This window comes from Streptomyces sp. NBC_00273 (assembly GCF_036178145.1).
Classification (GTDB): Bacteria; Actinomycetota; Actinomycetes; order Streptomycetales; family Streptomycetaceae; genus Streptomyces.
Map to the genome: position 1 here is coordinate 8,961,962 of NZ_CP108067.1, position 23,458 is coordinate 8,985,419.

At 73.7% G+C, this 23,458-nt stretch carries 23 protein-coding genes; 14 read left to right on the forward strand and 9 right to left on the reverse strand.

Features of this window, described 5'->3' with window-relative positions:
- The first annotated feature begins 74 nt into the window (after positions 1 to 74).
- On the forward strand, positions 75 to 875 hold the full coding sequence (locus OG386_RS40185) for a class I SAM-dependent methyltransferase (RefSeq protein WP_328792260.1): 801 nt from the start codon (positions 75 to 77) through the stop codon (positions 873 to 875).
- 10 nt (positions 876 to 885) lie between these two features.
- On the opposite strand, the gene OG386_RS40190 is transcribed toward OG386_RS40185, so the two are convergent.
- From OG386_RS40190 to OG386_RS40205, 4 genes are all read right to left on the reverse strand, one after another.
- The gene (locus OG386_RS40190) at positions 886 to 1,779 is read right to left on the reverse strand and encodes a hypothetical protein (RefSeq protein WP_328792261.1); all 894 of its coding nucleotides are present in this window, start codon (positions 1,777 to 1,779) and stop codon (positions 886 to 888) included.
- Complete coding sequence (locus OG386_RS40195) at positions 1,776 to 2,114, reverse strand: PadR family transcriptional regulator (protein ID WP_328792262.1); 339 nt, start codon at positions 2,112 to 2,114, stop codon at positions 1,776 to 1,778. The genes OG386_RS40190 and OG386_RS40195 overlap by 4 nt, the downstream gene beginning before the upstream one ends.
- A gap of 101 nt (positions 2,115 to 2,215) precedes the next feature.
- Complete coding sequence (locus OG386_RS40200; protein ID WP_328792263.1) at positions 2,216 to 3,010, reverse strand: NADPH-dependent F420 reductase; 795 nt, start codon at positions 3,008 to 3,010, stop codon at positions 2,216 to 2,218.
- A gap of 108 nt (positions 3,011 to 3,118) precedes the next feature.
- Positions 3,119 to 3,829, reverse strand: coding sequence for a hypothetical protein (locus OG386_RS40205; protein ID WP_328792264.1), 711 nt, complete (start codon positions 3,827 to 3,829; stop codon positions 3,119 to 3,121).
- A 342-nt stretch (positions 3,830 to 4,171) separates the two neighbouring features.
- On the opposite strand from OG386_RS40205, the gene OG386_RS40210 reads away from it, so the two are divergent.
- The 9 genes from OG386_RS40210 (at position 4,172) to OG386_RS40250 (ending at position 11,907) form a co-directional block, all read left to right on the forward strand.
- A complete protein-coding gene (locus OG386_RS40210) occupies positions 4,172 to 5,059 on the forward strand; it encodes a CAP domain-containing protein (protein WP_328792265.1) in 888 nt (295 codons plus the stop codon).
- 221 nt (positions 5,060 to 5,280) lie between these two features.
- On the forward strand, positions 5,281 to 5,844 hold the full coding sequence (locus tag OG386_RS40215; protein WP_328792266.1) for a hypothetical protein: 564 nt from the start codon (positions 5,281 to 5,283) through the stop codon (positions 5,842 to 5,844).
- Between the two features lie 383 nt (positions 5,845 to 6,227).
- Positions 6,228 to 6,986 (forward strand): thioredoxin family protein, encoded by a 759-nt coding sequence (locus tag OG386_RS40220; protein WP_328792267.1) that lies wholly within the window; start codon positions 6,228 to 6,230, stop codon positions 6,984 to 6,986.
- On the forward strand, positions 6,983 to 7,630 hold the full coding sequence (locus OG386_RS40225) for a TlpA disulfide reductase family protein (protein ID WP_328792269.1): 648 nt from the start codon (positions 6,983 to 6,985) through the stop codon (positions 7,628 to 7,630). The genes OG386_RS40220 and OG386_RS40225 overlap by 4 nt, the downstream gene beginning before the upstream one ends.
- The gene (locus tag OG386_RS40230) at positions 7,627 to 8,403 is read left to right on the forward strand and encodes a cytochrome c biogenesis CcdA family protein (protein ID WP_328792270.1); all 777 of its coding nucleotides are present in this window, start codon (positions 7,627 to 7,629) and stop codon (positions 8,401 to 8,403) included. The genes OG386_RS40225 and OG386_RS40230 overlap by 4 nt, the downstream gene beginning before the upstream one ends.
- 140 nt (positions 8,404 to 8,543) lie before the next feature.
- A complete protein-coding gene (locus OG386_RS40235) occupies positions 8,544 to 9,077 on the forward strand; it encodes a hypothetical protein (RefSeq protein ID WP_328792271.1) in 534 nt (177 codons plus the stop codon).
- Positions 9,078 to 9,111: 34 nt separating this feature from the next.
- On the forward strand, positions 9,112 to 9,843 hold the full coding sequence (locus OG386_RS40240; RefSeq protein ID WP_328792272.1) for a response regulator transcription factor: 732 nt from the start codon (positions 9,112 to 9,114) through the stop codon (positions 9,841 to 9,843).
- Entirely contained in the window at positions 9,840 to 11,252 is a 1,413-nt protein-coding gene (locus tag OG386_RS40245; protein ID WP_328792273.1) for a HAMP domain-containing sensor histidine kinase, read from the forward strand. The genes OG386_RS40240 and OG386_RS40245 overlap by 4 nt, the downstream gene beginning before the upstream one ends.
- 67 nt (positions 11,253 to 11,319) lie before the next feature.
- Positions 11,320 to 11,907, forward strand: coding sequence for a GNAT family N-acetyltransferase (locus OG386_RS40250; protein ID WP_328792274.1), 588 nt, complete (start codon positions 11,320 to 11,322; stop codon positions 11,905 to 11,907).
- A 48-nt stretch (positions 11,908 to 11,955) separates the two neighbouring features.
- On the opposite strand, the gene OG386_RS40255 is transcribed toward OG386_RS40250, so the two are convergent.
- From OG386_RS40255 to OG386_RS40265, 3 genes are read right to left on the reverse strand one after another with little or no spacing between them, the layout of a single operon-like run.
- Positions 11,956 to 12,690, reverse strand: coding sequence for a hypothetical protein (locus tag OG386_RS40255; protein WP_328792275.1), 735 nt, complete (start codon positions 12,688 to 12,690; stop codon positions 11,956 to 11,958).
- A 50-nt stretch (positions 12,691 to 12,740) separates the two neighbouring features.
- Complete coding sequence (locus OG386_RS40260) at positions 12,741 to 13,526, reverse strand: SGNH/GDSL hydrolase family protein (RefSeq protein WP_328792276.1); 786 nt, start codon at positions 13,524 to 13,526, stop codon at positions 12,741 to 12,743.
- Positions 13,513 to 14,079 carry a PadR family transcriptional regulator gene (locus OG386_RS40265; protein ID WP_328792277.1) on the reverse strand — a complete coding sequence of 189 codons (567 nt, stop codon included), beginning with the start codon at positions 14,077 to 14,079 and terminating at the stop codon, positions 13,513 to 13,515. Before OG386_RS40265 ends, OG386_RS40260 begins: the two co-directional genes overlap by 14 nt.
- A gap of 92 nt (positions 14,080 to 14,171) precedes the next feature.
- Here OG386_RS40265 and OG386_RS40270 point away from each other — a divergent pair, with 92 nt between their 5' ends.
- A complete protein-coding gene (locus OG386_RS40270; RefSeq protein ID WP_328792278.1) occupies positions 14,172 to 14,585 on the forward strand; it encodes a nuclear transport factor 2 family protein in 414 nt (137 codons plus the stop codon).
- Here OG386_RS40270 and OG386_RS40275 read toward each other — a convergent pair.
- Complete coding sequence (locus tag OG386_RS40275; protein ID WP_328792279.1) at positions 14,582 to 15,316, reverse strand: SAM-dependent methyltransferase; 735 nt, start codon at positions 15,314 to 15,316, stop codon at positions 14,582 to 14,584. The genes OG386_RS40270 and OG386_RS40275 overlap by 4 nt on opposite strands.
- Positions 15,317 to 15,382: 66 nt before the next feature.
- The gene (locus OG386_RS40280) at positions 15,383 to 20,188 is read right to left on the reverse strand and encodes a hypothetical protein (RefSeq protein ID WP_328792280.1); all 4,806 of its coding nucleotides are present in this window, start codon (positions 20,186 to 20,188) and stop codon (positions 15,383 to 15,385) included.
- A gap of 226 nt (positions 20,189 to 20,414) precedes the next feature.
- On the opposite strand from OG386_RS40280, the gene nadE reads away from it, so the two are divergent.
- From nadE to OG386_RS40295, 3 genes are all read left to right on the forward strand, one after another.
- Entirely contained in the window at positions 20,415 to 21,245 is an 831-nt protein-coding gene (gene nadE, locus OG386_RS40285) for an ammonia-dependent NAD(+) synthetase (protein ID WP_328792281.1), read from the forward strand.
- Between the two features lie 128 nt (positions 21,246 to 21,373).
- Entirely contained in the window at positions 21,374 to 22,597 is a 1,224-nt protein-coding gene (locus OG386_RS40290; RefSeq protein ID WP_328792282.1) for a PP2C family protein-serine/threonine phosphatase, read from the forward strand.
- 59 nt (positions 22,598 to 22,656) lie between these two features.
- Positions 22,657 to 23,418, forward strand: coding sequence for a GNAT family N-acetyltransferase (locus OG386_RS40295; protein ID WP_328792283.1), 762 nt, complete (start codon positions 22,657 to 22,659; stop codon positions 23,416 to 23,418).
- Positions 23,419 to 23,458 lie beyond the last annotated feature (40 nt).

Genomic DNA, 23,458 nt, shown 5'->3' on the forward strand with positions numbered 1-23,458 from the left:
CTGAAGATCCTTCCCGGCGGCAGCCGCTCCTGCCCGCCGCCGGGGATTCACGTTGCGATGGAGACGGAGTGCTCATGGCCACCAGGAAGAACCTCACCGCGAACCGGGAATCCCTCGTCCACAAGGTCCGCTACGCCGCGAGCCGTCCCCACCGCATCGCCCCGTACCTGAAGCGGGCCGCCCGCGACCGGTGGCTGGCCTTCAAGCACCCCGACCACGTCAGCTACTACCGGGCCGTGATGGCCTCGGACACCCGCCGAAACCCCGAGGCCGCGGTCGGCAGCCAGAGCCACGAACGCTGGCTCGCGCTCGGACAGATGCAGTTCGACTACCTCATCGGGCACGGCCTGAAGCCCGGGGCGCGCATGCTGGACATCGGCTGCGGCAACCTCCGCGCCGGCTGGCGGTTCATCGACCACCTCGACGCGGGCCACTACTACGGCATCGACATCTCGCCCGACATCCTCATCGCCGCGAAGCGGACCCTGACCGAGCGGGGGCTCCAGGCCAAGGTCCCGCACCTGACCCTCACCAAGAACCTGACGCTGGACTTCCTGCCCGACGGCTACTTCGACGTCGTCCACGCCCACAGCGTCTTCTCGCACTCACCGCTCGACGTCATCGACGAGTGCTTCGCCCACGTGGGTCGGGTCCTGGCGCCCGGGGGCCACTTCGACTTCACCTTCGACCGCACCACCGGCACCGAACACCAGGTGCTGCGCGAGGACTTCTACTACCGCACCGAGACCCTCATCGACCTCGCCGCCGGACACGGGCTCTCCGCGCGCTTCATGGAGGACTGGGAGGAACTCGGCCACGGCCAGTCCAAGATCCGCGTCAGCGTCGCCGGATCCGACGTCGACGCCGAGGTCTGACTCCGTCGGCTCAGGCGTGGCCGGCCGTGTCCGAGTGCCTACGGCGCCACAGGCGCACGGCAAGGCCCGCGGAGGCGAGCAGGACCAGGCACGGCAGCGCGGTGTCCTCGCCCACCACACCCGCGAAATGCCCCAGGACGAGGAACGGGGTCGCGGCCAGGGCGAACTGACCGACCGTACGGATCCCCGACAGCGCGGGGCGACCCGCCAGGGCCAGGGCGGCGGTCACCGAAACGGCGAAGCGCCACAGCACGATCATGCCGAACCCGCCCGCGTCCAGCAGGCCCAGGAGCACCACGGACAGCGGGGCCCAGAGCATCAGCGCCACCAGCCCCGTCGTGGTCCTGATCCGGCGGGGCGGGTGCAGGTCCGGGGGACAGAGCAGCGGGAGCGCGGCGATCGCCAGGGGCGGGGCCAGGTAGGCCAGGTGCTCCAGCGGCATCTCCAGGGCGCCGGGAAGCACCGCGATGACGAAGCACGCCGTGTTTCCCGCGACGCCGGCGAACGTGGTCCGCGCGCCGGCGGCGAAGCGCCCGCTCAGCGCCACCACGGCGCCGATGAGGGTCAGTACGGAGAAGCCGCTCATCACGTACCCGAACGGGGTCTCGACGTCGGCACGGCCGGTGACGTACGCACGGTTGAGGGTCGAGGCGAGCAGGAAAGCGGCATGCGCGCCCGTGGCGGCCAGCGCGAAGGGGGCCGCCGCCGCGAAGAGGCGCCCGCCGCGCTGCGCCGAACCCACCCCCAGGCGGAGCCGCAGCGCGTGCGCCACGATGTCCCCGGCTTCCCGCAGCCGGGTGAGCGGCCCGGCATCCGCGGTCGCCTCCCGGTAGGCCTCGGCCATCTCGTCGCCGAAGGCGCGGCGGAAACCCGCGGGATACAGGCGCAGCAGAAGGGGGTTCACGCCGTGGCCGCCCCTCCGGAGACGCCGAGGCGGCGCGCCGCCTCGCGCGCGGTGGCGGCGAGCCGTTGCGCCTCGGCGGCCAGGCCCTGCCGGCCCTCGGCGGTGAGGCGGTAGGTGCGGCGCAGCCGGCTGTCGACGATCTGCTCCTCGTGGACCTCGATCAGCCCCTGACCCAGCAGCCGCTCCAGGGCTCCGTACAGGGTGCCGGTCCGCATCTTGACGCGTCCGCCCGAGATCGACTCCACCTCGCGCGCGATCGCGTACCCGTGGCGGGGCTCGTCCGCGAGCGCGGTCAGGAGGAGGAGGGTCGGTTCCTGCATCGCACGATCACTCATGCCTGCATGGTAGGTCACCCACCGGCATATGCCGCCCGATGGGACGCGCCCCGCCGCGGCTCGGCGGAGAGCGCCCCCGGGACCGGAACCTTTGGTGGCGGTCAGCCGCGGAAGGCCTCCGGGCGGGTGGGCGAGGCCTCGGCGAGGGCCTTGGTGACCGCGTCGACGCCTTCTCGCAGTCCGTAGACGGGCGTGTCGGGCTGCTGGCGCCAGGAGTCGTCGAGGCCGCCCGCGTCGACCGTGTCGAAGCCGAGTTGCTCGATCAGGGCGCGTACGGTCTTCTTCGCCGCGGCGTCGTCGCCCGCGACGGGCAGCGCCATCCGGTCCGCGGCGCCCGCCGGGCGGTGCCGGTCGAGGATGTCCTGGGCGTAGGTGCCGTTGAAGGCCTTGATGACGGGGTGTCCGAGGTGCCGTTCGGTCCAACGGCTCTCGGTGAGACCCTCGTCCTCGACGCCGGCGATCCGGCCGTCGCGCTGGCGCGGGTAGTAGTTGCCGGTGTCGATGACCGCGAAGCCCTCGGCGGCCCCGTCGAAGAGGCCGGCCGGCAGGTCCGGCACCTTCTTGAAGGGGATCGTGACCACGACGATCTCGGCACCGCGCGCCGCCTGCGCCACGGTGACGGGGGTGGCGCCGGTCTCCTCGGTCAGCGCGGCCAGGGTCTCGGGGCCGCGTGAGTTCGCCACGGAGACCTCGTGACCGAGGGCGGTGAGCCGACGGGTGAGGTTGCCGCCGATGTTGCCCGCGCCGATGATGCCGATCTTCATGAGCTCTCCAGTGCGTCCGGGATCAGTGTTGCGTCCGCACCAACCCCCGCCCCGGCTACGGCATTCCGCCCCGCGGCGATCGTCGCCCGGTCGAAGGACGCGATCGCGCCGCCGTACGACGCCGATCGGCACGCGGGCGGGCCGCTGACCGGCCCGGTGCGGCCGCAGGCATGACCTTTCGGCCGTTCCTCCCTCGCGGAGCCGCTCCGGACGGAGTTGGGGAAGCGGGAGGAGGCGGACTCAGGAGATCGCGTACCACTGGCTGGCCCAGCCGGTGTTGATGGTGCTCGTGGACTGCTCGGCGAGGTTCACGGTGGGCGGCAGCGAGGTCTGACCGGTCAGCAGGGTGCTGTACCGGAGGTTCGGCGGCGTCAGACCCGCGTTGACCGAGATGCCGGCGCCCGTGGACTTCAGGGTGAGGCCGTTGGTCGCCCAAGTGCCGTTGAGCAGCAGCGCGATGAAGTAGGTCCCGGGGGCGGCGGTGAACGGCTTGCCGAGGGCGAACGGCTTGGCGATCGCGTCGGTCATCAGCTGGGGGGAAATGTCCGGGGTGGTCGCGACGAGGGCGCCCTTGGCGTCGTACACGCCGAGGTAGCAGTTGGCGAGCTGGGCGTTGGGGTCGATGCCGGCCAGGCCCAGCCAGACGTTCGACCAGGTGATCTGCTCGCGCAGGACGATCCGTACCAGGGTGACCCGACCGCCGACCCCGGCCGGCGACTGGGCGGTGACGTGCCCCGCGTCATTGGGGTCCCCGGTCCACGCCAGCAGGTTCTGGTCCTGCGGCCGCGGGCCCTCGAAGCCGGACCCGCCGCCGCTCTGCGCGGGCACGGTGGCCACGGAGCTCGACGCCGCGGGCTTGCTGTCCCCCGGCGCGGTACAGCCTGCGAGGGCGAGCAGCGCGGCGAGCGCGGTCACGAGACCGGTCGTGGCGGTGGTGGTGCGGGTGCGCATGGTCCCCCCATGAGGTGCGGATCTGTCGACGGACATGATCACACGCCGCCGGTGCGCGCCCGCCCGCGGCGGAACCCCGAGCCCAGGACGAGTTGTACGCGCTGTGACGTGCGGCGAACCCTACGCACGGGCGCTCGGCGCGGGTTCGCCGAGGGTTCGTCACCGGTTCGTCGGGTCCGTATCGACCGAACGACGGGGGAGTGCCCCGGTTCGTCCCCTGAACCGACCCTGCGGGCTTCCTTAAGAGAACTTGAAGAACCCCTCCAGCGTGCGGATTTCACTGATCACGAGCCTAGGCTCGATCGCACCCCACCCCCTTTCCCTCTGTGAGGTGCTACAGGCATGAGCAGCCGAACTCCCGCAACGCCGTCCCGCGTCGAGGCGCGGCGGAAGAAGGCGGTGCGCACGCGCATCGTCCTGTCCCTCACCGCGGCCGCCGCGGCGGTGGCGGTAGGCGTCGCCGTTGCCGATACCGGCGGCGGTACGCAGGTGGACCAGCGGGCCGACGGCGCCTCCGGACCGAAGGCCGGGACGCCGACCCCCGCGGACACCGCCGGGACGGCGAGCCCCACCGCTCCGCTGCCTGAGGTCACGGCCGACGCCGCGGCCGCCACGGGCTCGCTGCCGCCCGAGACGCCGGCCGCCGAAGGGACGGAGTCTGCGGCTCCGGCGAAGCCCGCGGCGAAGGAGGACAGCGCGGCCAAGTCCGCCCCGGCCGGCAAGCCCCCGCGTACGTCCGGCGGGAGCACCGGCGGCGGCTCCGGTACGTCCGGTGGGTCGGGCGGGTCCGGTGGCTCGTCCGGCGGCTCTTCCGGTGGTTCGTCCGGCGGTTCCGGCAGCTCCTCCAGCGACGCCGAATCCGCGGTCCTCGCCCTGGTCAACAAGGAGCGGGCCACGGCCGGCTGCGGCCCCCTGACCGTGAACTCCAAGCTGAGCGCCGCGGCGCGCGCGTACAGCGACACCATGGCCCGCAGCGGCGTCATGTCCCACACCGGACCCGACGGGTCCACCATGACCAGCCGCGTGGAGGCCGCCGGCTACGCGTGGTCCCGCCTCGGCGAGAACATAGCCCGCGGCCAGTCGGACGCCGACGCGGTCATGAAGGCCTGGATGAACAGCTCCGGCCACCGGGCCAACATCCTCAACTGCTCCTTCAAGGAGATCGGCATAGGCGTCCACAAGGGTGACGGCGGCCCGTGGTGGACGCAGGACTTCGGGACGTCGAAGTAGGAACCCTCCCCCTCCCCCCGGTTCCTCCCTCCGGTCCCTCCCTCCGGCCCCTGGCAACGGTCACCCCCCACCGGCTGCCGGGCCGCACACGTCCTCCGACCCGTACGCGGGTCGGAGGACGTCCGTGTTCGTGCCCGTGGCACCACGGGGCGGCGGCGTTCCGTCGTGCCGTGCGGGGGAGCGGGTAACGCGCGGCCCGGTCCGTCGGCCACTATGGGGCCGTGCCTCGATTTCCGCGCTACCTGTTCATATGGCTGTCGTGCACGGCCACCAGCGTGACGGCCGTGCTCGGCACGGTCCAGTTCGTGGTCGGCTCCACCCGCCATACGCCGCCGGTGGCCCGCTCCGCCCCCATGGTCTTCGACTCGCCGCCGGCGTGGCTGGCGCAGGAACCGTCGCCGGGCCCGCCGTCCCCGACCGCTTCCGCGTCCCCGAGTCCCTCGCCCACCGTGACCGAGGCTCCGACCCCCTCGGCCCCGTCCTCCCCGCCCGCGAAGCCCTCGCCGGCCGCCCGGACCCCCTCGCCCAAACCCCGAGTCGACTGCGAGAACGGCGGGCCGGGTCTGCACACCGTCCCTTCGCAGGGCGGCAAGGTCACGGTGCGGTACGGGAGCCGCGGCGTGTGCCTGATCTCCGCGGTCCCGAGCCGCGGCTTCAAGGCCACCACGGCACAGACCGACGACGACACCCTGACGGTCACGTTCAGCGGCTCGGACCACCGGTCGGTCATCACGGCGACGATCGACCCGATGGCCAAGGCCAGCGTCCGCGAGACGTCGTTCTGAGGACTGCCCGGCCGGGCGGCCGGGCAGTCGGTCGGTGGTCGGGTCGGCTGATCGGCCGGACGGCAGCGGCGTGACCGCTTCGGCCGGTCCGCACCACTCGGCACCACTCGGCCCCTCTTGCTCGCTTTCGCGGGATTCCCCTCCCCGTATGCGCTCATCGGAGGGGGCCCGGTGAAGCGGAAGGTGAGCTGTTCCTTAGGGGAACCTCAAGATCGCGCCCAGCCGGTTCGCAGGGCCCGCCGCGGTCCTATGCTCACGTCAGCCGACCGGCCTCCGGCGCCCGGGCACACCGCCCCGGCGAACCGCAGGACCGCCGGCTTCATCGAGTCGGGAGGCTGCTCGCCCTTCCCGTAGTCCTCAGCGCGCCTTGGGGTGTCTTCGTCATGACTTCTCGCACACTTCGACCCGTCCGTGCCGGCCACGCCGCGCGGCCCCGCTCCGCCGCGCCCCGGGCCGCCCGACTGCCGTTCGTCGCCGCTGCCGTGGTCGCGGCGGGTCTGTGCGCCGCCTGCGGACCGTCCTCCGAGACCGTCGGCTCCGCATCGCCCACCACGGTCGGTGCGTCCACCCAGGCCCTCGCCGCCACGCCGTCGGCCTCCGCGTCCACGGAGGCATCCCCGAGCGCTTCGGCCTCGCCGTCGGCGTCCGCCACCGCGCAGGCCTCCTCCTCGCCGACCCCCTCCCGGACCCAGAGCGGTTCGGCCGCCCCCAAGCCGGCCCGTACGTCCGCCGCGCCCGCGCCGGCCCGGGTCCCCGGGCCCGGCTACGACAGCTCGGCCGACGCGCAGAAGCAGATCGACGCAGCACTGGCCGCGGCCAAGTCCGACGGGAGGACGGTGCTGCTCGACTTCGGGGCCAACTGGTGCGGCAACTGCAAGGCCGCCGACAAGGTGTTCGCCCAGCCGCAGACGGCGGCGATCCTCGGAGCCTCGTACCACCTGGTCAAGATAGACATCGGCGGCAACAGCTCCGCCAACTCCGCGCTCCTGCGCAAGTACAGCCCCTCGGGCGGCACCTACACGATGCCCGTGCTGGTCGTCGTGAACTCGTCCGGCAAGGTGCGCACCGACACCCACGCCACGGGCAACCCCTCCCTCACGGCGGAGGGGATCAACGCCTTCCTGCGCAAGTGGGCCTCGTGAGACCAGCGGACCCGCGCCGGTTCCGGGTGCGTACCGCGGCCCTGGCCGCAGCCGCCCTCGCGGCGGCCGTGGCCGGCTGCGTATTCGCCGCCGTCGGTACGGTCGCCGCCGACGGCAGCCGCGCGGAGGCGGCGGCCGGACCGGCGACCGCGGTCAGGGCCGCGGTCGGAACCGCGGCCGGGGCCACGGTCATCGACCCCGCCGACCGACCTGCCGCGCCCGCGCTGGCGGGCGACGACCTCGACGGGAAGCGGGTCGCCCTCGACGGGTTCCGGGGGCACGTCGTCGTGCTCAACGTCTGGGGTTCCTGGTGCGGCCCCTGTCGGGCGGAAGCCGACGACCTGGTGCGGATCGACCGGGAGACCCGGGACCAAGGCGTCCGGTTCCTCGGGATCAACACCCGCGACCCGGACCGCGCTGCGGCCCGGTCCTTCGTACGCGCGCACAGCATCGACTTCCCCAGCCTCCACGACCCCACCGGCGAGCTCCTGCTCTGCTTTCCCCCCGCCCTCCTCAACCCGCAGGCGATCCCTTCGACCCTCGTGATCGACCGCCGCGGACGCATCGCCGTCAGCATCGGCGGAGCGGTCACCGGGGACGAACTCGGTCCGCTGCTCTCGCGCGTGCTGGAGGAGGCGTCATGACGGCGTTCCCGGTGCTCGCCGCCGCGGACACCCCCTCCCTCCTGCACGGGACCCTGGCCGTCGCCGCCCCGGTGGCCTTCCTGGCGGGACTCGTCTCCTTCCTCTCGCCCTGCGTGCTGCCGCTCGTACCGGGCTACCTCAGCTACGTGACCAGCCTGTCGGTCTCCGACCTGGCCGAGGCCCGCGGCGGGCGCCGCAGCCGGATGGCGGCCGGCGCGCTTCTCTTCGTCCTCGGCTTCACGGCGGTCCTCGTCTCCGGCGGAGCGCTGTTCGGGTACTTCGGCCGCACCCTGCTGGCCCACCAGGAGGTGGTCACCCAGGTGCTCGGTGTCTTCACCGTGCTCATGGGGCTGTCCTTCATGGGGTTCCTGCCGGGTTTCACCCAGCGGGAGTTCCGCAGCCACCGGCGGCCCGCCCTCGGACTGGCCGGAGCCCCCGTGCTGGGCGCGGTGTTCGCCGTCGGCTGGACGCCCTGCATCGGCCCGACGCTGGCCGCCGTACAGGCGCTGGCCTGGAGCGAGGCCAGCGCGGCCCGCGGGGCGCTGCTCATGGCGGCGTACTGTCTCGGCCTGGGGCTGCCGTTCGTCCTGGCCGCGCTGGCCTTCAGGCGGGCCCTGGGCGCCTTCGGCCTGGTCAAACGCCACTACCCGTGGGTCCTGCGGATCGGCGGCGGGATGCTCGTGCTCGTCGGCGTACTGCTGGCCACCGGGGTGTGGAACGACCTGGTGTACCGGCTGCAGTTGTGGAGCGCGGACTTCACCACCGCCGTGTGAGCGGCTCCCCGTACGGGCCCGACCCGAAGACCCGAGAACCGATCCGTTCTCCCGACCCAAGAGGCACAGAGACCAAGATGAACGTTTCCTCGCGTACGAGGCGCACGAGGCGCACGACGCATAACCGGACGGCCCGGACCGTGGTCGCCCTCCTCACCCTGGCCGCGCTCACGGCCTGCGGCGGCCAGTCCGCCGAGGACGACGCGGCCGCGGGCGCAGCGCCGCCGCCCACCACCGGCTTCACCGAGAACGGGGTCACCGTCACCCTCTCGGTGTCCGACTGGCACGCGCCGAAGGGCACGCTGACCGCCGTCTTCACCCCCGAGAAGAAGGGCTTCCACCTGTACAGCACCGAACTGCCGCCCACCGGTGTGGAAGGCGTGGGCCGGCCGACCGCGATGGACGTCACCGGGGTCCTCAAGGCCGACGGGAAGCTGACGGCCGGCGCCGACGTACGGTCCATCAGCGTGCCCGGCGTCGACGCCCCGATGCCCGTCTACCCGGACGGCCCCGTCACCACCACCCTGCCCGTCCGCGCCGACGGCAACGGGGACGCGACCGTGCTGCTCGGATACGCGAGCTGCAGCGCGAAGGAGGGCTGCACCATTCCGGTCGCCGACCACCCCGTGCACCTGCGCCTCACGGACGACGGTCCGACGTTCGCCGCCCACTAGGAGGGCCCCCGGAACGAACCCCTAAGGTGTGCCCATGCCCAGCGTCCTGGTCGTGGAAGACGACCCCAGCATCCGCCAGTCACTCATCGAAGTCCTGGCGGAGCACGGGTATGCCGTACGCAGCGTGGGCGACGGGTTCGGCGCCCTGCGCGAGGTCACCCAGACGCCCGTCGACGCGGTGGTCCTCGACCTCGGCCTGCCCGACCTGGACGGGGGAGACGCACTGCGCATGATCCGGGGGATATCCTCCGTCCCCGTCCTGGTGGCCACCGCCCGCGACGACGAGACCGAAATCATCAAGCTCCTCAACGCCGGCGCCGACGACTACCTGGTCAAGCCCTTCTCCGGAGGACAGCTCATAGCCCGCCTCTCCGCCGTACTGCGGCGCACCAGCCACGTGCCCCCCGCGGGCGCCGCCCACACCGGGCCGGGTGCACGGCCGGCGCCGGCCGCCGACCCGCTGGGCGCCACCACCGTGGGCGAGCTGGCGGTGGACCCCGGCGCCCGTACCGCGTACCTGGCCGGCCGGGAGCTCCACCTCACCCGGCGGGAGTTCGACCTGCTGGCCTTCCTCGCCCACCACACCGGCCAGGTCGTCTCCAAACGCAGGCTGCTGACCGAGGTCTGGCGCGAGCCGTACGTCGACGACCAGACCGTCGACGTGCACCTGTCGTCGCTGCGCCGCAAGCTCGGCGAACGCGCGGCGGCCCCGCGCTACCTGCTGACGGTCCGCGGCGTCGGCATCAAACTCGTGGCCCCGCGGTGAGACGCTCACTGGCGGGAGTCGCGCTCGCCGTGACGTCCATGGTCGCCCTCTCCTTCCTCATACCCCTGGGCGCACTGGTGATGTCGCTGGTCAAGGAGCAGAGCGTCACCGCGGCCGAGCAGCGCGCCGCAGCCCTCGCACCCGTCCTCACGCTCACCACGGATCCGTCCGCGCTGCGGGAATCCGCCGCCGGACTCGACGCGGCCGAGCACCTGGTCATCCATCTCCCCGACGCGCAGAGCCTCGGCGACTCCCAGGCTCCCGTGAAACTGCTCGAACGGGCCCAGCAGGGACGCGAGTCCATCTCCCAGAAGACCCCCGGCGGATGGATCTGCCTGCAGCCCGTGGTGCTCCCCGGCGACCGGGTCGCCGTCATCGAGAACTTCGTCCCCGACGAGGAACTGACCCGCGGGGTCAAGGCCTCCTGGGCGGTCATGCTCCTGCTCGCGGTCGGCCTGGTCGGCGGCTCGGTGCTGGTCGCCGACCGGCTCGGGGCCAAGGTCGTCCGGTCCTCCAAGAAGCTCGCCCAGGCCTCGCACACCCTCGGTCAGGGCAATCTGGACACCCGGGTGGAGCCCATGGGCCCCAAGGAACTGCGCGACGCCGGCGTCGCCTTCAACGCCATGGCCCACCGCATGACCGAACTGCTCGCCATCGAGCGCGAACTGGTCGCCGATCTGTCCCACCGGCTGCGCACCCCGCTGACCGCCCTGCACCTGGCATCGGAGCGAATGGCCGGCACACCGGAGTCGGCCAGGGTCGAGGCGGCGGTCCACGCGCTGGAGTCGGAACTCCAGGCCATCATCGCCACGGCGCGGACACCGCTCGCCGTGGGCCCGATGGGCCACGGCATGCGCAGCGCGGAGACGAACACGGGTCGGCAGACGACCGGGGCGGGGCCGTCGCCCGAGTGCCCCCGGTCCGAGGCCGCCGAGGTCGTGCGGCGCCGGACCGCCTTCTGGTCGGTCCTGGCGGAGCAACAGGACCGACCCTGTTCCCTGGACCTCACCCAGGAGCCCACGGCCGTCAGCCTCAGCGACGACGACATCGCCGCGGTGGTGGACGCGCTCATCGGCAACGTCTTCAGCCACACCCCGGCCGGCACCGCGTTCGGGGTCCGCGTCGCCCGCACCGCCCAGGCCGTGGAACTGGTGGTGGAGGACTCCGGGCCCGGCATTCCGGAACCGGACCGGGCCCTCTCCCGCGGGAGCAGCACGGGCTCCTCGGGGCTCGGGCTCGACATCGCCCGCAGGGCCGCGGCCGTCACCGGCGGCACGATGCGCATCGCACACGGCCCGCAGGGAGGCGCGCACATCACCGTGGTCTTCGCCCTGGCACCGCCCGCGCCGCCCGAGCGCGGACCGCGCGGCTCGCGCAGGCGGGCGCGGTGGTGGCCGCGCACGCGATGACCGTGCACGGGCCCACCGGGGCGATGGTGGACGGGGAGAGCCGCGGGAGCCGTGGCAGGATGCCGTGATGATCTCCAACTCGCCGATACCGCACGTCGTTCCCGCAGGTCGCATGGCCCGGTCGGAACAGCCCGTGCTCGCGCTGACCGGTGGGTGGGAGCTGCGCCCCTGGCACCCGGACGACGCGGACGCGTTGTGCGCCGCCGGCCAGGACCGGGCCGTACGCCTCTGGAACCGGCTGACGGTGAGCTCCCCGGAAGAGGCGCGTCAGCGCATCGAGCGCATGCACCGGCGCTGGCGGGCCGAGCTCGGCGCGATCTGGGCCGTCGCCCGGCCGGACGGTCCGGCCGTGGGCCTGATCGGCTGGAACGACGTCGACCTCCAGGGCGGCAGCGCCGAGATCGTCTACTGGCTGCTGCCCGCGGCACGTGGCGGGGGCGTCGCCGCCGAGGCGACACGGCGGGTCAGCCGGTGGGCACTGGACGACCTCGGCCTGCACCGTCTGCGGTTGTGCCACTCGGTGGCGAACCCGGCGTCGTGCCGCGTGGCGGACCAGGCCGGATACACCTTCGAAGGCACCATGCGCGGCGCACTGCTGCACGCCGACGGGTGGCACGACCAGCACCTGCACGCCCTGGTCCGGGGGGATGTCTGATCCCACGACGGTCAGCGACCGCACGGGGCGCCGCAAGGAGTGCGGCCGTCAGCTGCAGTCCCACATGAACCGGCCCTCGAGGTGGTCGGAGCTGACGAAGACGAAGCCGCTTCCGTATCCGAAGTTCAGGAAGAACGGATCATCTGCCGCCTCACCTCGGTCCTCGAACTGGCAGAGGAACAGCCAGGAGGGGTCGATGCCGAAGGCCTGGTAGTTGGGGTAGACGGCCTCACCCCCAAGGAAGTCCGCGGGCCAGTCCTCTTCGGGATGTTCGGCCTCTGGGCCCTCGCCCCGCAGGTACCGGGAGCACGCGGCGGCCTGGTTCGCTGCTTCGTCGAGTTCTGGCGGTACCGGAGTCAGCTCGGTCAGCCATTCGACGGGGACCTCCGTGTGTTCCGGACCCCACCGCCACAGGGTGCGCCCCTGCGTGCCGGGGGAGCCGATCGACGCGAAGGGCGGTATTCGTCCACCGGGCTGGACCAGGACGACGGCCTCGCCGTCGTCCGGAGTGTTACCGCCCATGACCACGTCATCCTCGTGCAGGAACAGGTACGCGAGGCGCACCTCGTCTCCCGGCACCCGGAACTGGCCTATGAACACCAGGGCCTCGCCCGTACGCGGATGCACCGGCCAGGCCGGTCCGTCCAGCCAGACCGGCTGCCCGCCGAACTTCGACACCGGTTCCGTGACCGGCTCGCGCGCAGCCCGGAAGGACATCCGCAGCCGCGGCAGGAAGGCGGCGTCGTAGGGGCCCGCGGCACGGCCCGTCGGCTCGGAGATCATGCCTCCGACGCTACGCCACCCCACTGACAGCACCCGGCCCTGGGCCGTCTCTAGTCGACGGCGGAGGCCAGCGGCAGCAGTGCGGGGCGTTTCGCGGTGCGGCCGTCGCCGGAGGAGCGGCCGCGGAGGCGGCGGCCCAGCCAGGGGCCGAGGAACGCGGCCGCCCAGCGCAGCTCGGCCGCCACGGTCGAGCCCCCCGGGGCGGTCGGCCGCGGTGGCAGCGGATGCGTCCAGGTGTCGTCGCTGCCGGGCAGGCCGACGGCGTGGGCGAGGGCCGCGGCGATCCGTTCGTGGCCGACGGGGCTGGCGTGCAGGCGGTCGTCGGTCCACATCCGCGGGTCGGTCACGGCGGCCGGCCGGGCCGTCTCGGCGACGGCGACCCCGTGGCGGGCGGCCGCCGCGCGGATGCGGTCGTTGAGGTCGGCTATGCGCGGTGCGGCAGGTCGGGCGAGGGGCACGAGCACGCTGAGGTCGGGGAAGGTCACCGTCGCCACGCGGGCCCCGGCGGCCGTGAGCGCGGCGAACATCTCCTCCAGGTGCCCGGCGACCTCCGCGGCGTCGAACCGGGGCCGGAGGATGTCGTTGACCCCGGCGACGACGGTGGCCAGGTCGGGGCGCAGGGCCAGGGCGGGGCCCAGTTGTTCGGCGCGCACCTGGCCGGCGAGACGTCCCCGGACGGCCAGATTGGCGTACTGGAGGCCGGGATTGACGGCGGCGAGGTGTTCGGCGAACCGGTCGGCGAAGCCGCGCAGGCCCACGGAGTCGTCCCCGTCGCCGAGGCCTTCGGTCTGACTGTCGCCCAGGGCGACGTAGCGCAGGTACTCACCGTTCGGCACGGGCCAGCCTCTCCTTCAGGATCGCCGCGCTCCGGCGGCACCAGTCGCGGTGTCCCTGCTCGAAGGCGAGGCCGCGCAGACCGGTCAGGTATCCGCCGATCCGCTCGCCGTGGAGCAGGAACTCGTCCTCGTCCATGTCGCCGCGCATCTTGCGCAGCACCTTGCCGATCAGCTCGATCTTGGCGTCGGCGGCGGCCGCGCGCGCTTCGAGCTGCGCGATCACCGGTCCGATGCCGATCCGGTCGGCGGTCTGGACCTTGACGAGGAGGTCGTCACGGATGACGGAGGACTTGAGCGGGGCCGCGGCGAACTCCTCCAGTTCGGTGCGGCCGGCCTCGGTGACCTGGAAGAGACGTTTGTTGGGCCGGGCCTCCTGGACCACCTCGCGGCCCTCGACCAGCCCCTCCTTCTCCAGCTTGGCCAGCTCGGCGTACAGCTGCTGGGGCAGGGCGTGCCAGAAGTTCGCGACGCCGATGTCGAAGGACTTCGCCAGTTCGTATCCGCTGAACTCGCCGTCCAGCAGCGCCGCCAGTACGGCATGTCGCAGAGCCATCGCGCTCGCCCCTTCCCCTTCCTCGCCGACCCCTGCATCATACTCATGAAAGTGACTAGTCAGATTCATGAGTATGAATGCCAGGAGGGGTCATGGAGACTGCCGAACGCTTCCGCGCCGCCGTGGAGAAGCGGGATCTCACTGCGTTGGAGGGCCTGTTCACCGAGGACGTCCGGTTCTACAGCCCGGTGAAGTTCACGCCCTTCGAGGGTCGGCCCATGGTCCTCGGACTCTTCGGGGTCCTGATGCGCGTCTTCGAGGACTTCCGCTACGTCGGCGACTTCGAGGGCGCGGCCGAGACCAGCGCCGGCGGCCAGGAGCTCCCGGCGGAGGTCCTGCTCTTCCGGGCGGCGGTGGACGGCCGGGAGATCCACGGGATCGACATGCTCCACTTCGACGAGGCGGGCCGGATCAAGGAGTTCACCGTGATGGTCCGCCCGCAGTCCGCCGTGCAGGCCCTGGGGCAGGCGGTCCTGGCCGGCCTGGTCGCCGACGGTCTCGCCTAGGAGGTCGGGCGCAGGACCAGGGAGACGAAGCCGAAGCTGTCCCGGTAGCCGTGCAGCCATTCCGCACGCCGGATGGTGGCCGTCCGCAGTACCTCGGCGGCGTCCGGATCGGCGGGGTGGTCGAGGGCCCATGAGGCCAGCGATCCCAAGCACGACCACTCGTACGCGTCCAGCTCCTCGCGCGTGCTGACGTGTGCGTGTACGGGAGCCCACCCGTCGTCGACGACGAGGTCCACGGTGGTCGCGAGGTCGTCGAGCTCACCGAAGATCTCGACGGCCTCCCGGGAGGGCGCGCGGTCCCAGAAGCTCTCGCCGAGCAGCACGCGGCCGCCGGGAGCCAGGTGCTCCCGGGCCGCCGCGAGGGTCGGCAGCAGGCCGCCGAAGGCGTGGGTGGCCCCGACGCTGAGCACCAGGTCGAAGGGCCGGTCGGAGACGAAGTCCGCGGCCTTCTGCTGGTGCACGACCAGACGGTCCTGGACGCCGAGCAGGCCCGCCGACCGGCGGGCCTGCGTCACGGACTCCTCCGAGGTGTCCACGCCCTCGGCGTGCAGACGGGGGTGCGTGGCCAGGGCGCGCAGAAGCCATTCCGCAGTACCGCACCCCAGGTCGAGCACCCGCTCGCCGTCGCGCGGTGCGCCGTGTTCGAGCAGGCGGCGTACCGATGCGTCACCGAGCGGGGCCTTGATGGGGTGGTCGGCGTGGGCGATCCTGGAGATCTGTTCATGATTCACCGGGGCAGCTTGCCAACGCCGTAGCCCGTGCGCACCCCATTTCCGTCCGAGTGCCGGACAGGCCACCTAGCAGTCGGCGGACCGCCCCTCCCAGGCCCGCGCGAACACCTCGTGCAGGGGCTCTGTCGGCAGCACCCGGCCGAAGGGGGCGCGGACCGAGTCGTTCCACAGCGGGCGCACCTGGTGGGTCGCCAGCTTCACCGTCTCCAGCGGCAGGTTAGGGGCCTTCAACTCGGTCCATTCCCCGGGCAGGAACACGGTCCGGCCCGCCCGCGCCCGCTTGGCCTCCATGACCGCGCCGGTGGCGAGGAGTTCCGCTTGGACCTCCTTGTGCCGCTTGGCGGACCAGCCGTTCCACCGGCGTACGTTCCGGTCGGTGGGGGCGGCCAGCGCCGCCACCTGGAGGTACAGCGCCGCCGCGTCCGCGCCGACGCCGAGCTCACCCGCCACCCGCGTGACCAGCTCCGGGCAGGACCGCTGCGGATCCGCCTCGTACGCACCGGCCGGCACCGGTCCGGAGCGGGCCCGGAGCATCATCCGCTCCAGCCCGCCACCGGCCAGCAGCGGCGCCGCCCGGTCCAACTCCTCCGCGAGGTCGGTGACCTCGCGGACCCGCCGCCAGGCCTCGGGGTCGGCGACCGCCGCGGGCCGCAGGAACGAGGCGCCGCCGGGCGCGCACACCACCAGGGAGCCGGAGTCGTACGCGGTCACCGGAACCGGGCCTTCCGCCTTGCCGTCGGCCATCGCCACCGGCAGCAGCCCGGGCCCGAACCGCTCCGCGATCCGCGCCGAGGTGTCCTGGACCCGGCCCCCGGGCAGCGCCAGCAGCAGCTCCGGACGCGCCAGTTCGGCGCGCAGCCGCTCGTACACGTCCATGGCGCCGGCCACCGCCGGATCCCCGACGGGCCGGTCCGTCCAGGCCCACACCAGCGCGCTCGCCACCCCGAGGAGGTCGAGTCCCACCGCGGTGCGGTGCGGCAGCTCGGGACCGGCCGGGGGCACGGCCCGGACCTCCACCCCGATGCCGTACCGGGTCGCAGCCAGCTCCCAGCCGGCCGCCTCCACGGGCGCGTTCACGCTCGTCTCCGTGGCGGCCTCCCAGCCACCCGCCAGCCGCCGGGCCCATGCCTCGCCGAGTCCCAGGTCGGCCTCCAGGGCGTCCGCCGCCTCGTCGTGCACGGCGGGCAGCGCCCCGAGCAGCTCCCGCCACACCCCGGCCATCCGCTCCGCCGCCGCGTCGACCCCGCCCGGCCGCCACAGCTCGGCCGGGTCCTCGGGCAGGGCCGCGGCCAGGACGGCCCGCTGCCCGGCGCCCCCGAGCCGCGCGCGCAGTTCCTCGTACGCCCCGGCCGTCAGCGCGGTCGCCCGGTACGGGGCCTTGCCCACCAGGGCGCGGTCCTCGTCCCGGTGGGCCCGGCCGACCAGACCGGCCACCACGAGCCGGGCCACGGCCCGCCGGACACCGGTCAGTTCCGCGAAGCGTGCGGCTGCCGACTCGGGCACCGGGACCGGCCCGTGCGCCTCGACCGCAGCCACCAGGGCCCGCAGCCGGGTGGCGTCGTCCCGCTGCACCCGGACCGGGCGGGCCTGTGCGAGCGCGGCCGGCACCGGGTCGCCGTCCGGATCCCCGACGGCGGGCGCCACGAACCAGCACGCCGACCCGTCGGACCGCAGTGCGCCGGACCGCAGCGCGGCGGACGCTACGGCGGTCCCGCCCGCCCGCAGCCCGTCCAGGTCCGCGGAGCCCGGCGTCCGGCCCACCCACCACCGGCTGCCGGCACGGGCGAACGGCTGGTCGGCCCAGGTGTCCAGCAGCGCGAGCAGGGCGGCCCGATCCGCGTCCGGGGTCGGTGCCACCGCCGCCCGCCACGCCACGGCGTCGATCGAACCCAGCAGCTGCGACCAGTCGTGCGGCGGCGCGGGCGGCGACAGCCGCCGCACCTCCTCCACGATCGTCCCGGCCAGGCAGGCGCCGTCGGCGGCCAGCGCGCCGAGCGTCGCCGGCAGGGCCACGTCCTGGGTCCGACCGCGCGCGTCCTCCTCCCCGCCCGAGACCAGCCCGAACAGCGCGGGCAGCAGCTCGGTGTCCCGCGCGGACCGGCGCAGCACGACCGGCGGGGCCTCGGCGAGCAAGGACACGCGCCGGTGCAGGGCACGCCGTCGCTCCTCCACCCGGGCCGCCCGCCCGGCCACCGTCACGACCGCCTCGACCAGTACCGGGTCGGTGACCTCAGGCAACTCCCGGGCCACGAGCGCGCGCAGCGCCTCCCCGCCGGCGAGGGCGGCCGCCAGCAGCGCCCGTGCCGTCCGCCGGTCCACGCTCCGCAGCGCCCGGGACCCGGCCGCGTCACGCGTGCGCAGCAGGTACCAGAAGGCGGGCGGCAGGGCCACGCCCGCCGACACGGTGAGCTGCCGGGGCGGCCCCACCCGCGGGTGCTTGGGGGAGTGGTGCCCGTCCAACTCCCAGAGCAGGACGCCGTCTGCGGTGTACGCGCGCACACCCGTACGGGTCTGCGCCTCGGCCAGCACCACGTCCTCCACCGCGCCCTCCGGCGCGGCCCACAGCCCCCAGGGCTCCTGCCCCGGCCGGTCGATGTCGAAGCGGGCCGTACGTCCGTCCACGCTCTCGACCAGGTAGTGGTCGGGCGCGTGGTCGCGGTGCCGGGTGCGGAACAGCACCCGGGTCCCGACCAGTCCGTCCCGGCTGCCGAGCGGGGATTCGGACAGCCCGGCGGGCAGCGGTGCCAGCTGCAGCGCCTCCGAGTCCAGGCTCATTCCCACCTCGGACGGCTCCGCGGCAGGATCGGCGCCCGGTGCGCGGCCGGGGAAGTCCGGCAGCGCCGCGGCTCCCCGCCGCACTCCGGTGACCGGGTCCACCACCTCCCACGGCTTCCGCCCGTAGATCGTGTTGGTCCAGATCCGGGAGCCGTCGCCGAGCAACAGCTCCTCGCCGTCGATGCCTTCGGTGTCCCCCGGACGCAGCATGCGCAGGCCGCTGTGGCGACCGCCCCCGTCGGCGCTCTCGAACTGGAAGCCGTACGCCCCGTCCAGGCTGCCGCCGAACGGCACCATCCCGCCCAACTCGGCGGGCTCGAAGGGTTCCTCGGGGCGGTCGGCCCAGATCGCGGTGTCGCAGAAGTGCGGGTTCGGCTTGAGGGTCCAGCTCACCAGGAAGGAGCCGCCCACGTAGTGCACGGCGAACAGGGTCGCGTCCTCGGGAACCGTGAACCGGCAGGAGCCCCGCTCCCCGTCCGGGGCGACGGCGACCGCCCGGTCCCGCCCGAACACCGTCAGCACCGGCCAGGTACAGGTCACCCCGGCGACGCCCGGCAGCGGCGGGTTCACCGCGGACACGGTGGTGGCGGACGGCTCGGCGGACGCGGACGGCTCGGCCGACGCCGCGAACCCCGCGTACACCGACTCGAGGGCCGGCCAGGCCAGTTCCTCCGGCAGGCCGGCCGCCAGCGAGCGCCGCAGCGTGTCCGCCGTGCCCGCCCCGGCGAGGGCGTCGACGATCCCGCCGAGGGCCGTCACCGTCGGCCGGTCCAGCAGGGTCTCCAGCTCTGCCAGGGCCTCCTCGGCCCCCGCCATGCCGCCGCCCCCGACCGTGCCGACGAGCTTGCCGACCCGCCCGGCCACCTCGTGGGCGATGCCCTCGTTGCCCGGCAGCAGCGTCACCGCGGACCCGGTGCGGCGCCCGCGCGCGGTCCAGTGGTCCGGGAGCAGATCGGCGTGGACCGTCCCTTCCAGGCGGGGGCCGAACACCGGGTCCGCGGCCAGCGCGACGAGGTCCCGCCGGGACCGCTCCCCCCAGAACCGCATCCGGACCTCCACGCCCGGGTCGACCACCGCGGCCCCGGCCGCCAGGCAGGCGTCCAGCACGTCGGCGTCGAAGCCCTGGTAGTGGTACCGGGTGGTGTGCACCGCGACGGGGGTGCCCGCCGCCCGCAGCCGCGGGCCCAACCGGACGACCAGGTCGAGGAATTCCGCCGGCAGCGGCTGCCGGGAGACCCCGCCGCCGGACTGCAGCGCGTACTGGTACATGCGGACGAACTGTCCGACCCAGTGCGCCAGCCCGCCCTCCGGCACCAACCGCCCGGCCGCCATCGCCTCCGTCGCGCCGCAGCCGATCAGCACCCGCAGCCAGGACCCGCCGTCGGTGACCCCGGCCGGGAAGACCTCGACCAGTCCGGCCAGGACGGCGTCCGCCGGCGGATGCGCCGTCAGGACGGCCCCCGCGGCGGTCAGCAGTGCTTCGGGCACCGACTTCCCGCGGGTGACCGACAGGATCGCGCCCACCATCCGCGCGGCCTCGCCGTCACCGTGCCCGGCCGCCTTGGCCGAAGCCCGTACCCGGCGCACCAGGTCTGCCGGCAGGTCCGCCCGCGAGCCGGCCCACGCGGTCAGGAACGCCTCCAGGGCGGTGTGCGCCGCCGCCGGATCGAGCGTCTCGGCGAGGAAGCGCTGATGGGCCCCGAACTCCTTGGCCGGCATGGCTCCACCCGCCGCGAACAGCAGGGCGTTGGCCCGGCGGTAGCCTGCATCCACCGGCAGCCCGTGCTCGGCCTCGGCGGCGCGCGCCGCCGCGTAGGCCCGCCCGCCCGGCCGGCTCCCGTACCCGATCAGGCGATGGCCCACCGTGTCCCAGAACCAGGGCAGGTGGGCCGGCGGCAGCCGCCGCGCCCACGCCGTCATCGTGTCGACGAACCGGCCGGGCTTCTCGTGGGACCGGCCGAGCTCGGTGTACATGTCCTCGATCAGGTCCCGCGCGACCCCGGCCGCACCCGGGTCGTGGGCGGCGACCCAGTCGGCGTACGTGGTGGAGGCGTGAAGACGCGAAGCGGGCAACAGGGCATCGAGCGAGACGATCATGCTTCGCATCGTCGCACGGGCCACTGATACGACCCGGCCGGGGCGGAGCGGCCCCGCCCACGGCCTTCCGGCCCCGGCCCCTGCCACGACCACGGCTTCCGGGCCCCGGCCTCCGGGCCATGGTCTCCCGGCCTTCCTCTAGAGTGCTTCCGTCCCGTACACGTGACTGTGACCCCGGCCGGGCGGCGCGTGCCGACCCGCGCACGGGCCCGAGCGAGGAGCAACCGTGACCGACCTGGCGTCCATATCCCTGCAGCAGGAGATCGCCCGCGATCTCCAGGTGAGCGCGTCCTTCGACGTCCGGCAGGAGATCGAGCGCCGAGTGGCATTCCTCGCTGAGCGGCTGACCTCCACGGGCCTGCGCGCACTGGTCCTGGGCATCAGCGGCGGCGTGGACTCCACGACCGCGGGCCGCCTGTGCCAGCTCGCCGTCGAGCGGGTGCGCGCCGCCGGGCACGAGGCGACGTTCTTCGCGATGCGCCTGCCCTACGGAACCCAGGCCGACGAGAAGGACGCGCAGCTGGCGCTGGACTTCATCCGGGCCGACCGGGTCCTGACCGTGGACGTGAAGTCGGCGAGCGACGCCGCCCTGGAAGCGGCACTGGCCGGCGGCACGGTCTTCCGCGACGCGCACCACCAGGACTTCGTGCACGGCAACATCAAGGCCCGACAGCGCATGATTGCCCAGTACGCGGTGGCGGGCGCGCACGAGGGCCTGGTGGTCGGCACCGACCACGCTGCCGAGGCGGTCTCCGGCTTCTTCACCAAGTTCGGCGACGGCGCGGCCGACGTCGTCCCGCTCACCGGCCTCACCAAGCGCCGGGTGCGCGCCCTCTCGGAGGAGCTCGGCGCGCCCGCCGAGCTGGTGCACAAGACCCCGACCGCGGACCTGGAGACCCTCGACCCGGGCAAGCCCGACGAGGACGCGCTCGGCGTCACCTACGACGACATCGACGACCTGCTGGAGGGCAAGCCCGTCGCGGGGACCGCCTTCGCGGCCATCGTCACCCGCTACCGCCTCACCGAGCACAAGCGACAGCTGCCGATCGCCCCCTGAGCCGCCCCGCGTCGGCCCGGCATTGAGCCGAACGGCTCAATGCCGGGCCGACGACGGGCCCGCCCCGCACGCCCGCGCCTATCGTGGAAACGACCTCATGACCGGCGGTGGCGCGCGGACAGGTGGATGTGGACGGATCAGGGATCGACTATCACGCGGTCTTCCACGCCCTTCCGGGCGCGGTCGCACTGCTGACCCCTGATCTGGTGTACCTGGACGTCAACGACTCGTTCCTGGAGACGTCCGGCCGCACCCGCGAGCAGATCATCGACCGCTACCTCTTCGACGTCTTCCCCGACAACCCCAACGATCCGGCGGCGAACGGCATGCGCAACCTGCGCGCCTCCCTGGAACGGGTCGCGGCCACCGGGGAGCCCGACAGCATGGCCGTCCAGCGCTACGACGTCGAGTACCCCGATGGGTCCGGGGTCTGGCACGAGCGCTACTGGAGCCCCGTCAACGTGCCCGTCCTCGCCCCCGACGGCGCCGTGGCCCTGCTCCTGCACCGCGTGGAAGAGGTCACCGAGCTCATCCGGGCCAGCTCCCGCGGCGGGGGAGACCACGCCCAGGTGCTGCAGGCCGAGATCTACACCCGTGGCCGGGAGCTCCAGGAGCTCAACGAACGCCTGCGCCGCTCCCACGCCCACGAGCGCGAGGTGGCCCTCCACCTCCAGGAGGCCCTGCTGCCCGCGCCGCGCCCGCTCGGCCACCACCGGGCCGCCGTCCGCTACCGGCCCGCCACCGTGGCCCTGAACGTCTGCGGCGACTGGTACGACCTCGTCGACCGGCCCGGCCGCACCGCCGTGTCCGTCGGCGACGTCGTCGGCCACGGACTCGGGGCGGCCGGCGTCATGGGCCAGCTCCGCAGCGCTCTGTCGGCCGCCTCCCACGTCGCCGAGGGCCCGGCCCAGGCCCTGGAGGTCCTCGGCCTGTACGCCCGCGCCGTCGACGGCGCCGAGTCCACCACCGCCGTGTCCGTCTTCATCGACTGGCACAGCCGCACCCTCACCTACAGCAGCGCCGGCCACCCCCCGCCCCTGCTCTGCCACCCCGACGGCACGGTCACCTTCCTCGACCGGGCCACCGACCCCCCGCTCGGCGCCCGGCCCGAACACGCCCCCCGTCCCCAGGAGCAGATCGTCTTCGCCGAAGGCTCCACCCTCGTCCTCTACACCGACGGGCTCATCGAACGCCGCCGCGAGGACATCGACGTCGGCCTGGGCCGGCTCGCCGACGCCCTCGTACGGCATCGTGCCGCCGACCCCGACGTCCTCGCCGACGCCCTGCTGGCCGATCTCATCCCAGCCGTCGGCATCACCGACGACACCGCGCTCGTCGTCCTCCGGCTGTGACGGCCACCCCGAGGAGAATTCGAAGGCGTCCACGACCCCCGGCCGCATAGGCTCGGCCCATGTCGAGCCCCGCACTCCAGCGCGTCAACGCCTTCCTCTCGGACTTCGCCCGCCGCCAGGCCTCGCGCGCCACGGCCCTTCCCGGTGGGTTCGCCGTGTACGACGACGCGTTCGCGCAGTCCTACGCCAACAACCAGGTCGTCATCGACGCGGCCGTCGACCCCGAGGCGCTGCCCGCCCTCGCGGAGGAAGCCCTGGGGCACCTGCCGCACCGGCTGATCTCCGTACTCGACGACGAGACCGGCCGGGCGTGCGCGGGGCCGCTGATCCGGGCCGGATACACCCACTCCACCTACCTCGTCATGCTGCACACGGGCCCGGTGCCGGACGCCGGACCCGCGCAGGAGGTGGACCTCGACGCACTGCGCGTGCCGCTGACCCGGCGCTGGCGGGGATTCCTCCCGGACGCCGACGACGAGGTCCTGCGCCAGCTCGTCGACCGGCGTGAGGCCCGACGGCGCGGGGCGGACGTCGTCCAGTTCATCGGTGCCCGTACGGAGGCGGGCGAGGTCGCCTCATGGGCCGATCTCTACGTCGACCGGGCGACCGGCACGGCCCAGATCGAGGACCTGATCACCTCGGAGGCCCACCTCGGACGCGGCTACGCCGACGCCGTCCTGGCGGGCGCCCTGCGCCTGGCCGCCGCCCACGGCAGCGAGTTCCGCTTCCTGACCGCCGATGCCACGGATTGGCCGCGCCACTGGTACGAGCGCCGCGGCTTCGCCGTCATCGGCCACGCGCACGGCTTCGAACGCAGCTGACGCGTGCGCGCCGGCCGCGCCGTGCGCCGCCCGTGACCGG